Raw genomic sequence first — 14,204 nt, 5'->3', positions numbered from 1 at the left:
GCGGCGGCGCGGCTATCGGCAGGATGCCGTTCGGTTTTTTCGGTGGAGGAGCGCATAGACATTCGATCCCAAAATATACAAAATTTTTTAGGGTATGTATAGAAAAATATTCGTGTGCGCGCTGATCTTCCTGGCGGCCTGCCAATCGAGGGACCGGTCGGCATCCCTGACCTTGTACAACGAATCCGGCAGGGAGATCCACTACTACCTGTCGTGCGATTCTTCCTACGAAAACCTGAAGTTCGGAGACGACTGCATTCTCAAACCCGGGGACACGGTCAGGCCATACCTGTTATACGGACCGGAAGGCAAGGGGGCCAATAAAAACTCGTGGGTGAATGCGATCAACCTCGCGGACGACAGCTGCCTCCACGTCTTCTTTTGCTACCTCGACCTCAAGGACGACCCGAACCTGAGGGACAGTCTTTTCTTCCTGATCGTTCACCGTGAGAGCTTTACGGTCGACACGCTCGAGAAACTCCACTGGAAGATCACGTACCGCTAGGGCTTGGGCAGCGCCAAAGCGGCCGCGGAAGCATTCCACCCGTCAACGACCACCGACAACACGCCGCGGGCCTTCCCGATAGGGACGCTCACGGTGAGGGTGGAGGACTCGCCGGGCTCCAGGGAGAAGTAGTTGTCGCTCCAGAAAGAAGGCATGACCTCGTCACGGGGAGCGTCAGGAGAGGACAGAGCTCCGGCAACCACCTGCGGATTCAAAAAGAACGCCAGACCCCTGGAGGGATTGGTAAAGCGAAGCGTGTACGTGTATTCGCGCGCCGTTTTGCGCGAGCTTATCAGGGACGTCGTCACCGTGGCGCGGGGCATCGAAGACAAACCCGTGAAGTCCTTGTCGCGCTGGAACCAATATACATTGCGGGATAACGGGTGGCCGGAAGCATCGTCGAGGGAGAGGCAAACGAAGCTGACGCCGGGGGTCGAGGACAGGATGGAGGCCAGCGGCAACACTTCCCTGACGTCGGTGGTGTCTAGGGACACGGTCGCGGCGCGGTGGTAGACGAGACGTCCGTCGAGGGCGCGGACGTCGGCGCGCAGCGTCAAACCGGGGCGACGGATATAGGTACGGTTCACGACGGCCACGACGGTGTCGTCTAGGTTGAGCTGGACGTGGACGGGCTCGCAGGCGCGTTGCATAAAATAATAGCCGGCGTTGGGTTCCAGGTACCAGTCGTATATCTGCCAGACCACGCTGGGGAAGGCGCTGTTGAGCTTCCAGAGCATGACGCCGCCGGTGGTATTGAGGTGATGACCGGCGGCCTCGAAGATGCCGCGGTAGCCGTCGGCATTTAGGAACTGCATTTTTGTCGAAAAATCCCGCATGCCGGTGGGCGTGCCATAGCGTGCGGCCATGGTGGCGTAATATTCGGAATAGCGAGCGGCGCCCTCGCAGGCGTCGTGGTAGCCCCAGGTGTTGTTGAGCGGGAAGGGCAGGCTGGTGTCGGGGACCAGGTCCGGGATGACCTTTGCCAGCGTGTTGTAGGGCGGCTGGGAAGGGAGACCGGTTTCGTCTTTAAAGACCCAGTCTTTGCCGCTATCGACCAACGCATAATACGTGGCGGCGTCCCGGTAACGGTATGAACCGCCACTGTAGACTCCGGAGGGTTTGTCGTCGGGCCAGGAGCCCTTGAAGTCCCGGGTCTGTTTGGCAAAACCGGAGGAGCTGGGGATAAAGGGCCGGGTGCCGTCGAGCATGGCGACGTTGTCCCGCATGGCGTTGTAGAGTTCCAGGCGGGCGTGGCCTTCGTTTCCGCCGGTCCAGACCAGGAGGCTGGGGTGATTCCTGATGCGCAGTATCGTCGATAATAAATCGTGGACAAAAACACGCGTCTGAAACGGCCAGGCGGGCGATCCCTTGAATTCGCCCTGCGTGTCGCCGGTTATCCAGAAGTCCTGCCATACCAGGAGGCCATAACGATCGGCAAGCGTATAGAAGTCATCGGTTTCACCGATCCCCCCGCCCCAGATGCGGACGAGGTTGACGTTGGCGTTCCGGCAAAGGTGCAGCTCGTAGTCGTATCGGGCGGAATCCCGGTTGAGCATCATGTCCGGCACCCAGGCGCCGCCGACGAGGTGCACCCGCCGGCCGTTGACATAGAAATCCCGGCGGACCCACCCATCGACGTCGACGGTCCGCGAACCGACGGTGCGGATACCGACCAGGAAAGAGGTGTCGTCGGAGATATGGCCGTTCACCCGGTATTGTATCCGCATCCGGTAGAGGTCGGGACGGCCGTAGCCGTTGGGCCACCAAAGGTGGGGATGGGCGACGGTCAGGGCGCCGAGGTCGAGATCGAGCGTGGCGTGCGAGCCGACGGATACGGCACGCTCCAGACGCAACGACGGACCGGAAAATGTTTCGGGAGTCAGCGACACCGACACCGCACCCGAAGCGGCGCCGCCGTAGTTGTGCAATTGCAGCTGCACCGCGACCCGGGCGGACGTAGTATCGGTGAAAGAAGTAACCACGTGTGGTTGCCCGATGGTTACCTGCCCGCTGGTCCTCAGGTAAACCGGTTGCCAGATCCCCATATTACGGTCGTGGACCTCGGGGATCCAGTCCCAGCCGATGGAGCACAGCATGGTGACGTTCTGGCCGATGTCCCCGTACGGGCCCCCGTTCAGGAAAAAGTCGCCCAGCGCCTTGAGCTGGGGCGGCGCCGGCATACCGGGGTTGTCTAGGGGGAATATCTTGACGGCCAGGATGTTGGTATCGCGGATGGCGTCGCTGACGTCAAAGTTGTACCCGCCAAACATGCCGACCATGCGGGCGGTATCGGCGATCTGCCTGCCGTTGAGCCAAACTTCCGCGCGGTAATTGATGCCCTTGAACACCAGCTCGAAGTGTCGTCCCTTATCCGTCGGGGGAACGGTAAACGACGTCCGGTACCAATAGGGTTTTTTCCAGGGATTGGGCTGGCCGGGTAGGTGGCTGTATTGATCGAGGTGATATTGTACATTAAAAGTATCGTTGGCGTCGGGGATGCGCATATTGTTCATGCCCTGGTACGGGTCGGGGTAGACGTTATTGGCGACCAGGCCGGTCAGCACGGTCGAGGGGACGGTCACCGGGAACCAATAGCGGTCTTCCGCATACCCTGGAGTGGTCAGGGCCGCACCCGAAGGATCGGTTACCGCGGTGGATTGCAGGAAAAAATGAGTGAGCTCAACCTGCCTGACCGATTGCGCGCGCGCAACGGAAGCAAGCATCAGGATAAATACGATCCGCTTCATCGGCCAAATTTGCGAAATATTTCCGCTTATCTGCCGCGAGCCAGCGCGAAAGCCCACAAAATGATAAAAAAGTATCTACTTCCGGGGCGTGTGCCAAAGCAGCTCGATCTCGTCGGTGTCGAGGCTGAAGGGACAGTGACGCGTGACGCTCCGGGAGATGAACAGGAGGATGGCTACCTCCTGCATCGTCCCGAGAAGATGGGGGTATGTTTGCAACGTGGTTTTGAGCGCATTTTCAAGCCAGGGTTTCGTATAGCCCTGGATGGCTGCTTTTCGGATGAGGTTTCGCAGAAGACCCATGAGTTCCTGGGCGTCGTTCTGCTGTGCCTCTTTTGTTACTGGTCGGTCATAGAGGTATGTCATCGCAAAATCCTTGTCGGATGTTCGCCCCCACCACTTTATTGGAAATAAAAGTGTCCATTTGAAAGCGTTGTTCAACGGTTTAGCCATAATAGTACATTGCATGTACAGTGCACCGGTACAAATTTGGTACACAGAGGTCCAAATAACAAATTCACACCCTAGCTAGTCCCTAACACTTATCGGTTTAAATATATGTAAATCAGTAAATTAGATGACTATTTTTTAGACCTTCCCGGGGTCTTGGAGGATGGCTTCGCCGCCTTTTTCGCCACCGGTTTTTTCTGCCGCTGCTCGAGGCGCAATTTACCCAGGCGTACCAGCATCCGGTTGAGGATGGCCTGGACCGAATCCAGGGTGGCGTCGGTCATCGAATACAACGTGCCATAGAGGTGGGCCGTGGACACTTCATCTATCGCCTCCTTCTTCAGCGTGACGACGTTCTTGGCCATGAACCGGGCAAGCCCCTTGCGGTTGCGCGTCCGGAAAACGCCGGTTTCCATAAACAGCCGGACGAGCAGGCCAAGCTCATTGACAGTAAGGGAGGTAATAACTTTCTGCGAGTCGAGCCCAAAACCGGAGTCATCCTCTTTGCCTTCCTCCCCGGCCTCCTGCGCTTCTTTTTCTTTTACCCGGTTCAAGTCTTCGAGCCAGGTGGACAACATGAGCGTCAGGCTGACGCGGCCGTCGACGAACTGATAACCGGGCTTGTGCTCCAGGAAGTTGAGGTAACGCTTCATCCGCCCTACTTCCGAAACCTTTTGATAAGCGAACTCCTTGTCCTCTATGTCTTCCTCTATCGTCGTCTTGGCGTACCGGTAAAGGGAGGTGGTATTGATGTTCAGGCGATACAGGAACTCGACGATCCGCTGGGTGGCGGTCATGTCCCCCTTCAGGCCAGGGGAAAGCTGTAGGACGAAGTCTACGAGGTCCCGTAACGGGAACCACTGCCGGTAGGTCAGGTCGTCGTCCTGGATGGTCTCCCTGCACAACTCGACGATCACCTCCGACAGCCGGGGATCGACGGCGCCGTGCTGCAGGCGCTCCTTGACCACGGGTAGCCGCTCGCGCACCCACCCGGCGAAATAGTGACGGCGGAAAACCGGCAACGGCGCGTCGGGAGAAAGATAAGCGGCGGCGTGGCTCTCCAGGAAAACCGATAATTCATCCAGCCTTGCGTCTCCGGACAAAAGGATGCCTTCCTGGTGCATCCGGACATACCTGCCGATCGCCATATCCGTTTCGTTCGATACCAATACCGCCATAAAAGCGGCTTTGATGCGGTCCAGCTCACGGGCGGCGTTGGCTTCGCTTACCTGTTGCTTTTCCCAGTTGAACAACTCATACTGCATAGGTAAAGGTAACGTACTTAACCATTAATCTAATGCGTAGTAAATGTACTACGAAATACTTCTCCCCGTAAGCCGGATCAGGGTGTCCCTGTAGGTATCACCCACCGGAATCTCCTGGTCCTTTATAAAGACGCTGTTCTTACGGATGGCGGTAATGTCCTTTATGGAGACAATGTATGATTTATGGACACGGATGAAATCGGCGGCCGGGAGCTCCGCCTCCACGCCCTTTACGCTCATGCGCACGACCACCGGGCGGTTGTTGCCCTTGAGGTGGATTTTTATATAGTCTCGTAACCCCTCGATCCAGGAGATGTCTTCGAACTGTATCTTCAGCAGGCTGTAGTCCGCGTTGACAAAGAAGTAGCCCGGGCTTTTGGTCGCCTGGGCGCCCGCCAGCCGCAACTGGTGCAGCTCCCACGCCTTGTTACAGGCTTTCAGGAAGCGGTCCAGCTCGACGGGTTTGAGGAGATAGTCGACCACGTCGAGGGTATACCCTTCCAGCGCGAACTGCTCGTAGGCGGTGACGAGGATGACCATGGGTTTTTGCGCCAGGCTTTCGATAAACTGCAGCCCGCTCAGACCCGGCATCTGGATGTCGAGAAACATCAGGTCGATGGGCTGGCTGCGGAGGATTTTCCCCGCTTCGAACGCGTCCCCGCACTTAGCGACCAGTCGGATGTCCGGCACCCGGGTGAGGTAGTCCTCCAGGAGGTGCAAGGCCAGCGGCTCGTCATCTACTGCTATGCACTGCAACATATTGTAGGTTTAGCTGCAAAGATACCAGGAACCAGTCGTTCTTGGTGGTGATCCAAAGATCGTATTCGTTCCCGTAGAGGAGGTTGAGCCGTCTTTTGACGTTGGCCAGGCCGATCCCCGACGTGGCGTCCTTGGTTTCGTGCTGGGGATTGAAGCGGTTGCGGACGGTGAAATAGAGCAATCCGTCGGTGACGCTGAGGTGGATGTCGATCTGTGGGTATTCCATATACCCCGTCCCGTGCTTGAAGGCGTTCTCGATAAACGGGATCAGCAGCATGGGCTCGATGGTAAAGGGATCTGGCCCTGGTTTGATGGACACGTGCAACCGCACCTTCTCCCCCACCCGCATTTCCTGGAGGTCGATATAGCTTTGCAGGTAATCCGCCTCTTTTTGCAACGATATCTTCTGGTCGTCCGCCTGGTAGAGCATGTACCGCATCAGCGACGACAGCTTGAAAATGGTGGGCTCCAGCTTGTCGGATTTCATCCGCACCAGGGCCACGATGTTGTTGAGCACGTTGAACATGAAGTGGGGACTGATCTGCGAACGCAAAAAAGATAACTCGGTCTTGAGGTGTTCTTCCTGCCGGTCCTGGGTCAGCTTGTCGGTCCGGACCTTGTCCCCGATGACCTGGTAGGCGGTGCTCAGCGCCATAAAAAAGATCAGGACGAGGAAATTAGCGATCACATAGGTGGAAAAGCTCGGTTGGTAGTCGTCGTGCAGGGCGTGCGTGAGCGGATAGAAGATCAGGACCTTGCAGAAAAAAATACTCAGGACGACCAGCACGTAGACCCAGTAGCGTCGGGTGTACAGAAAACGCTTGGTCAGGACCGCCGCGTTGAAATAGAACAGGCCTATAAAAAAGCCATAGGATAGGAACTCCAGGATGGTCGGGAGGACCCCCGTGTTCGGGGGCGCTGTCTGGTTCGTCTTTGCGACTTCTTTTGTGCCTTGCCATATCAACAGGTGGGGCAGTATCATCAACCCGGCCCAAAAAGCCGTGTGGAGCCCCACCTGTATCCATTTCCTTTCATACCAGGCCCGCTTTTTCACAGGGGCCTCCCTCCTAGTCCCGTTGTCATTCATGGCTTACTATTGACCACCCATGCTTTGGCCGGCATCATTCATGCCCGAGCTATTCATATTTTTCCGTTTGAACAGGTTCAGGTCCATTTTCCCAAAGCGATAGGCAAACACGACGCGCACCAGCTGCGGGTCCTTGAGCCGGTCGTATTCCTGGGTGAACAGGTCCGGCGTCAGGCTGTATACTTTTGACCAGCGGGTCCGGAAAATATCCGACATGCTGACGGTGATCGAGCCCGCGTCGTTTTTGAAAAAGGTCCGTTTTACCGCCAGGTCGACGCCCCAGAAAGGGTGGATATACCCCTGGGCGGACGCCTGGGTAGTGGAGTTCGGGGGGCCGAACTGGTTCTGTTGCTGGTTGACCGGCAGGTTTGTCTTCGATTGGTAGGTCGCCGTCAGCTGCGCGGAGAAGCGCTGCGGCAGCTTGAAGTTGCTGTTGAATTTGCCGAACCAGCTCCACAGGGCATTCTGCGAGGCCTCGTTCAGGTTGTTCGTGTTGATATGCCCGTTGTACAGGTTCAGGTTCAGCGAGTAGTCGAACCACTTGGTGACCGTATGCGTCCCGGTGGCTTCCAGGCCGTAGGTCTGGGCGTTGTTGGCGTTCTCGTAGGTGTTGATCAGCACGGAGTCGCCTTGTGGGTTGATCCCTTTTTCCTGGAACCGGGTGATCAGGTTGTCGGTGTATTTGTAGTACGCCGACACCAGGATGGTGTTGTTATGCTTGAACGTCTTTATATAAGACAGCTCGAAGTTGTACGTGAATTCCGGCACCAGGTTCGGGTTGCCTCGGGTGATATTGAGCGTGTCCGAGTAGTCGGTGTACGGGAGCAGCTGGAAAAAGCTGGGCCGGTTGACCTTCCGGGTGGCGCTCAGCTGGAGCTCCTGGTCGTGTTTGAGCTTCTCGCTCAGGAACAGCGTGGGGAACAGGCTGACCGGGTAGTTGTGCTCGAAGTGCTCCTTCAGGTTGGTCACGTCGCCGGTGTACCGGGAGCTTTCGCCGCGGAGACCGATCTCATACCCGAAACTTTTCCCGATGGCGCTGGTCCAGTTCAGGTACGCCGCATACACCTGGCTGTTGCTCCTGTAGTTACTGACGCTGAAGGTGTCCAGCTGGTCGTGACCGTTGGCGTCCACATTGTAGGTGCTGTTGTCGTTTTCCAGGTGCTGGATGGAGGCGCGCAAGCCGGCTTCGAGCTTGGACGACGCGCCAAAGGGATTGACATAGTCGGTTTGGATGGTGAGAAAACCAGGCGCCGCCGACCCAACCGTCTTTTGGACGGTGCTCAGGTTGATGGGCGTGCCCGGGGTGCCCGTGAAATAGTCCGTGGTATAGGTGGCGGTCCCGTCGCTCGTGACGTGGAAGTATGTCGCGTCGGCGGTCCAGTTTTCCCCGTCCTTTTTGAAGTTGTGCTTCATCCCCAGCTGCACCCCGTTGGCGTCGAACCAGCGGTTATTGTCGGTGACACGCTGGCTGTACTGGGGCGTCATCACCCCGTTCAGCAAGCTGTCGATCCGGATCTGGGAGTTCTCGTGCGGGTCCAGGACGCCGTGCACCTTGAAATAGGCCCCGGACAGGGTGGTGCGGTTGGAAACGAAATAGTCCATCCCCACGGTCCCGAACAAAAAGTGCGCCTTGGTGCGGGTAAGGTCGGTTTCATAGAGCTGGGACTGGTTCCCCAGGAAGGTGGTCCGGTCCGTCGTGCCCGTGGTCTTGCCGTCCTGGCCGTTGTACAGGCCGGTGGCGTTGAAGTTGACCTTGCCCTGGCGGATGTTGAAGTTCACCATGGCGTTGGGCGCGCCGTGCGAATCGATACCGGCGTTGACGTTCCCGTTATAGCCGCGCTTGCGGTTCTTTTTGAGGATGATATTGAGGATGCCCGAACCGCCGCCGGAAGCGTCGTATTTGGCGCTCGGGTTGGTCATGACTTCCACGCTTTCGATGGCGTCGGCGGGGATTTCGTCCAGGGTCAGCGTGGTCGGCCGGCCATCCACGAAGATGGTGGGCGATCCGCCGCGGAGCGTGACGTTCCCGTCGATGTCGACGTTGACGGAGGGTACGTTCCGCATTACGTCCACGGCGGTGCCGCCGGTGGAGGTTATGTTTTTCTCGACGTTGAACACCTTCTTGTCCATTTCCAGCTTCATGGCGGGGGGCGTGGCATTGATCACGACGCCGCTGAGCTCCTTGACGTCATTGGCGAGCATCACGGTGCCCAGGTCCTTTTCGAAGGACGGCATGCTGCCGAACGGGTTGCTGCTCTGCTGACCCGCCGGGGCGGCCGGTTGCGCCTGCGGCTTCATCGCCGCGGGGTTCATGACCATGAAGGGGATTTCCTGGCTTTTGTAACCGGCAGCCGAAACCCTCAGGACAAGTTGACCGACGATGGGCAGGTCTTCGAAGTTGAACTCGCCGCTGGCCTTGGTGTCCATGCCCTTGATGAGCACGAGTTTCTTCTTTTTGGTAGAGGGGTCTATGGTGGGTTTTAAAAGCAATACGCTGGCGTTTTCCAGGGGCTTGCCGGTGGAGTCTGCCACCTTCCCGAAGGCACGACCCAAGGTGGGAGGGCCGGCGGGGGCGCCCTTTCCGGCGGCTGGTTTTGCGGCCGGCGGGGCTTGTTGGGCTGAAGCGGTCATCGCGAAAAACAGTGAAGTAGCGAGGACGAAAAGAATATTTCTCACAAAAGTTAAATTTGTCACCAAAGGTAATTCGCGTCTTTTGGCATTTGGGGGCGCCTGCTGCAAACGGGGGAAAAGGTGCGGCAAACGGTTGGAGGTGTAGTAAATTTGTTATAGATTTGTTAGAGTCCAATTAATCCTGGTAAAAACCGTTACCCTCATGCCGCTTCGTACCCTGGCGCTCCTGCTGCTGCTGTGCCCCTGCATTGCCGTCCGGGCGCAGCTTTCCGCAAATTTTACGGTCAGTACGACTGGGGGATGTTCTCCCCTGCTGGTGACGTTTACCAATACCACGACGGGGGCCTCGGCTTCAGCGCAGTATACCTGGGATTTTGGGAATGGGAACGCGGCAGGTCCCGGGCCATTCCAGGCGACCCAGGGGGCGACGTATGCTGTCGCTCAAACATATACGGCCACATTGACCGTTGTCGACGGTGGCGTAACCTCTGTAAAGCGCGTTACTATTACGGTGTACCCCAAACCGGTTGTCAGTTTTACGCTGACGAACGGGTCGGGCTGCGTCCCGCTGACCACCTCGTTTGCCAGCACCTCCACCCCGGGCGCGGGGACCATTACCAATTATTTCTGGGACTTCGGGGACGGGAACACCCTCAGCACGACCAGCGCCACGGCCACTAATACCTATAACTTCGCCCAAACCTACTCGCCCGGATTGACGGTGACGAACAGCTTCGGTTGTACCAGCACCGTGACGATGAACAACGCCGTTACGGTCTATCCGCCGGTGTCGCCCAGCTTTACGGTGGATTCGACGATCCTGTGCAGTCTTGCCGACCCGGTGCATTTTACCAATACCTCTTCGGGTCCGGGTACGCTTTCTTACCTGTGGAACTTCGGGGATGGGACGACCTCGACCGACGCCAACCCAGCGCATGTTTTTGCGGCAAAGGGGCTGTATACGGTTTCGCTGACCGTGTCGAGCTCCGACGGCTGCAGCGCCACCACGACAAAAACCGAGCTGGTCAACGCCGCCGACTTCAATCCCCAATTCAACCTGCCGCTGAATGCCTGTTCGGGCAGCCCGGCGCTGTTCACCGACATAACCAGTCCCCCCGGGACCGGAGCGCCGACCTGGGTCTTCGGGGACGGGGGCACGGCCGCCGGCGCCAGCGTTACGCACGACTTCAGCGCTTCCGGAACGTACGACGTGACCATGACCGAAACCTTTGGCGCGTGTACCGCGAGCGTGACCCAACCCGTTACCGTCAAGGGCGGGATCAACCCGTCCGGGTTTGTCATTACATTGGACTCGGTTTGCGGGGCGCCGGCTTTAATTAGCTTTGACGACACGTCTTCTGCCGCCGTGGCGTGGTTGTGGAACTTCGACGGCCGGCCAGGCGACACGTCCACCGCCCGTTCCGCCAGCTTTACGTACCCCGCGAACGGCACCTACAACCCCAGCCTGACCATCACCAACGCCAACGGATGCAAAGGGACGATAACGATGCCGGTCTCGATCACGCCGCCCACGGCCGTGATCACCGGTATCCAGACGCCGCTGCCCTCCGATAGCGTATGCGCCATCATCAGCGACGCCCTGAGCGCAACGTCGGTGGATACGCTGGTTCAGTACCTTTGGACGTTTTCCGATGGGACGACGTCTGTTCTGTCCAACCCCGTTAAGGTTTTCGACAAACCCGGTACCTATACCATTACATTGTCCTTCATCACCAACCATGGTTGCCGGGGCGTTTCCAATACCCTGACCGTCGTGGTCTACCCCAAGCCGACGGCGTTGTTTATGGCGCCCGACACGCTGATTTGCGGCAACAACCCCGTCCAGTTCAATAACGAGTCCACCGGGAACGCCAGCGCCTATACCTGGAACTTCGGCGACGGGCCGTGGATCGAAAACGACGGGAACCCGGCCTACCATTCCTACGCGGATTCCGGCAATTATACCGTTACCCTGATCGCCTCCAATCCCGGTTGCGCGGACACCTTCACCCGCGTACAGTATATCCGCGTCAATGCCCCGTTCCCGAACATAAAATCCCTGAATACCTGCGACAGCACGCGGGGAACGGTGGTTTTCACCGATTCGGCGATGAAGGCGGCGTCGTGGGTCTGGAATTTCGGGGATGGCTCCGCGCCGGTCTCCGTTTTGGCCGGAGGCCCGGATACGGTGCGTCATACGTATACCAAGTCCGGTGCGTACAACGTCGTGCTGACGGCGACCAACGGGCCGTGTACGGTGACGGACAGCGCCCAGGTTTTTGTCTTGCTGAAACAATCCCCGCTCTTGTCCTCGACGTCGGCGGCGATCTGCGGGGGCGATCCGTTTCCGGTGTCGATCGCGCGGCTGGATACAAATTATGCCGCTCTTGGGGGCGCCTATTATAACGTCAACCGCTGGCAATACCCGGATAGCACGGGTATGAATGGGGGTGGATCGGTGTCGGTTACCTATTCGGGTACGGTGGGGGGTATAGCGCCCGGCGAGGATTCGCTGCGGGTGATCCTGAAGTCCGTGTACTTCGGGTGTTACGATACTTCCAATTTTATACCGATCAAGGTGAATGGTCCGGTTGTGGGGTTTGGCGCGCTCGATGTGCCCTGTTTCAAGACGCCCGTGACCTTTACCGATAGCACCAAGGACAGCGTACCCATCGTCAAATGGGTCTGGAACCTGGGCGACACCACCATCACGCGGACCAACGGGGACACTATCATGCATTTTTATGCCGCCCCCGGCACCTACCAGCCGACGTTGACGGTTACCGATTCGCTGGGCTGCAGCGCGACGACATCGGTCACCTATGACGCAGTGACAGTAGGGGGACCGCAGGCGGATTTCTACTGGACGCCGGCGAACCTTATCCCGGGCTCATCGGCGACATTCTACAACAGCAGTACCGGCGCGCCCCCCGGGACGGCCTACCTGTGGCGGTTCCAAAGCGACGGGTCGACGTCGACGGATCCCGTTTCGGTATCGCATACGTACCCGGTGACGATGGTGGACACGGTGACGCTGATCGCGCACTCCGCCGCCTGCGCCGACACCGTGGCGAAACCCGTGCCGATCGAGGACCTGAACGCCTCCTTTACCTATACCACCCAATACATCAACAGCGCCAGCTGTCCCCCCATGGTGGCCTACTTCATCAGCACCACCTTTGCGGCCGACAGTCTTCACTGGGACTTCGGGGACGGGGCGACCGCCGACAACAACCCCAAACCCAGCCACACCTATCTGCAACCCGGTATTTATATCGTGACCCTCACCGCCTATGGCGCGGGCGGACTCAATATCGTCTCGACCGATTCGGTGCTCGTCAAGGGCCCGCGCGCCTTCCTCAGGGCGGACCGGCAACTCGGCTGCGTCCCGCAGGAAGTAACGCTCTCGGCTACCGCCGCCTACGCCTCGTCCTATTTCTGGGATTTCGGGGACGGGACGGTGATAGAGTCCAGCGATACCACCCAAACCCATACCTACGTACTCCCCGGCATCTATACCCCCGCGCTGATACTCAAGGACTCCACGGGTTGTCAGGCGACCTTCAATACCCCCAAGCCGATCCTGATGGACACGCTGCACCTCCAGCTCGGGTCCACCCACGTCTGCGACTCGACCTGGCTGCCGCTCAACCCCGCCATCGTCAGTTTCGTCTACGACAGTCTGCACCAGGCCCTTACCTGGCATTGGACCTTCCCCGACGGGACGACCTCGGCCCTGGATAGCCCGGGTTACTATTTCACCCAGCCCGGCACCGTCATGATAAACGCCACCGCTTCCTCCTACGCCGGTTGCACCGCCACCGCCGTCGATACCGTCAAGGTCATCCCCGACATCGTACTCCGCGCCCCGACCGATACCTTTATCTGCCAGGGCGGATCGGTTTCGCTCGACGTATTGGGCGGCTTCACCTATACCTGGGCGCCGCTCGCTGGTCTGAGTCAAATCTCCGGCGGCTCCGCGGTGGCCAGCCCGTCGGCGACCACCACCTACACCGTCGTCGGTCAAAGCCTTTTCCAGTGCTTTGCCGACACCAGTTTTATCACCGTCAACGTCGAACCGCTGCCGACCGTTTCCCTGCCATCCGTCGCCGTCACCCCCGCGGGTATCGGCCTGCCCCTGACCCCGGTCGCCAGCGCCAACGTCGTCTCCTACCTGTGGACCCCGCCCGATGGCCTGACCTGTGCGAACTGCGCCAGCCCGCTCGCCTACCCCAACTCATCCAATACGACTTACACGGTGACCGTATCCACCTCCTACGGCTGCACCGCGACGGCCCAGATCACCATCAACCTCATCTGCCGGGAGGACGCGGTCTCCATCCCCAGCGCCTTCACCCCCAACCACGACGGGCACAACGACAAGTTCTACCCCCTCGGCAAGGGCATCAAGGCCATCAACCACTTCTCGGTCTACGATCGCTGGGGCCGTCCGGTGTACAGCCGCGACAACATCCCCATCAACTCCGAGGACTATGGCTGGGACGGCACCTGCAACGGGCGCGATATGCCGCCGGGGGCTTATGTATACTTACTCGAAGTTATTTGCGAGACGGGGGAGGTGTTTCATTTGCATGGGACGGTGGTGTTGATACGCTAGGGCGTTCGGGAGCGTTGCCTGCCGTCATATTTCAGGATGCTTCGCGGAAGGCACCCGGAGCCTTTTCCACGCTTTGATTTTTGGGCAAGGTAAATCTTGGGGAAACGCGGGAAATTGTGCTATTTTTCAAGGTATAGCTTACCCC

At 58.6% G+C, this 14,204-nt stretch carries 8 protein-coding genes; 2 read left to right on the top strand and 6 right to left on the bottom strand.

Annotation, left to right across the window (positions count from 1 at the left end):
* Positions 1-94 precede the first annotated feature (94 nt).
* On the top strand, positions 95-505 hold the full coding sequence (locus VL547_RS06885; protein ID WP_325576627.1) for a hypothetical protein: 411 nt from the start codon (positions 95-97) through the stop codon (positions 503-505).
* Here the strand turns inward: VL547_RS06885 and VL547_RS06880 are convergent.
* From VL547_RS06880 to VL547_RS06855, 6 genes are all read right to left on the bottom strand, one after another.
* On the bottom strand, positions 502-3,252 hold the full coding sequence (locus tag VL547_RS06880; protein ID WP_325576625.1) for a glycoside hydrolase family 2 protein: 2,751 nt from the start codon (positions 3,250-3,252) through the stop codon (positions 502-504). The two genes, VL547_RS06885 and VL547_RS06880, sit on opposite strands and share 4 nt — an antisense overlap.
* A 75-nt stretch (positions 3,253-3,327) precedes the next feature.
* Positions 3,328-3,615, bottom strand: a complete 288-nt coding sequence (locus tag VL547_RS06875) for a hypothetical protein (protein WP_325576623.1) — start codon at positions 3,613-3,615, stop codon at positions 3,328-3,330.
* Positions 3,616-3,830: 215 nt separating this feature from the next.
* Positions 3,831-4,964 (bottom strand): hypothetical protein, encoded by a 1,134-nt coding sequence (locus tag VL547_RS06870; RefSeq protein ID WP_325576621.1) that lies wholly within the window; start codon positions 4,962-4,964, stop codon positions 3,831-3,833.
* A 48-nt stretch (positions 4,965-5,012) separates the two neighbouring features.
* Positions 5,013-5,723, bottom strand: coding sequence for a response regulator transcription factor (locus VL547_RS06865; protein WP_325576619.1), 711 nt, complete (start codon positions 5,721-5,723; stop codon positions 5,013-5,015).
* Positions 5,698-6,810, bottom strand: a complete 1,113-nt coding sequence (locus VL547_RS06860; protein WP_325576616.1) for a sensor histidine kinase — start codon at positions 6,808-6,810, stop codon at positions 5,698-5,700. Before VL547_RS06860 ends, VL547_RS06865 begins: the two co-directional genes overlap by 26 nt.
* A gap of 6 nt (positions 6,811-6,816) precedes the next feature.
* Entirely contained in the window at positions 6,817-9,486 is a 2,670-nt protein-coding gene (locus VL547_RS06855; protein ID WP_325576614.1) for a TonB-dependent receptor, read from the bottom strand.
* 157 nt (positions 9,487-9,643) lie between these two features.
* On the opposite strand from VL547_RS06855, the gene VL547_RS06850 reads away from it, so the two are divergent.
* Positions 9,644-14,059 carry a PKD domain-containing protein gene (locus VL547_RS06850; RefSeq protein WP_325576612.1) on the top strand — a complete coding sequence of 1,472 codons (4,416 nt, stop codon included), beginning with the start codon at positions 9,644-9,646 and terminating at the stop codon, positions 14,057-14,059.
* Positions 14,060-14,204 lie beyond the last annotated feature (145 nt).

Origin of the sequence: Dinghuibacter sp., assembly GCF_035492835.1 — a bacterium.
In the GTDB taxonomy this organism is placed as follows: Bacteria; Bacteroidota; Bacteroidia; order Chitinophagales; family Chitinophagaceae; genus Dinghuibacter.
The sequence above is the reverse complement of the archived record's forward strand: the minus strand, read 5'-3'. Positions and strand labels throughout refer to the sequence as shown.

Bases quoted from the DNA above. Each gene is read 5' to 3' on its own strand.
- VL547_RS06870 (WP_325576621.1), bottom strand. From the start codon at position 4,964: ATGCAGTATGAGTTGTTCAACTGGGAAAAGCAACAGGTAAGCGAAGCC.
- VL547_RS06850 (WP_325576612.1), top strand. From the start codon at position 9,644: ATGCCGCTTCGTACCCTGGCGCTCCTGCTGCTGCTGTGCCCCTGCATT.
- VL547_RS06885 (WP_325576627.1), top strand. From the start codon at position 95: ATGTATAGAAAAATATTCGTGTGCGCGCTGATCTTCCTGGCGGCCTGC.
- VL547_RS06865 (WP_325576619.1), bottom strand. From the start codon at position 5,723: ATGTTGCAGTGCATAGCAGTAGATGACGAGCCGCTGGCCTTGCACCTC.
- VL547_RS06880 (WP_325576625.1), bottom strand. From the start codon at position 3,252: ATGAAGCGGATCGTATTTATCCTGATGCTTGCTTCCGTTGCGCGCGCG.
- VL547_RS06875 (WP_325576623.1), bottom strand. From the start codon at position 3,615: ATGACATACCTCTATGACCGACCAGTAACAAAAGAGGCACAGCAGAAC.
- VL547_RS06860 (WP_325576616.1), bottom strand. From the start codon at position 6,810: ATGAATGACAACGGGACTAGGAGGGAGGCCCCTGTGAAAAAGCGGGCC.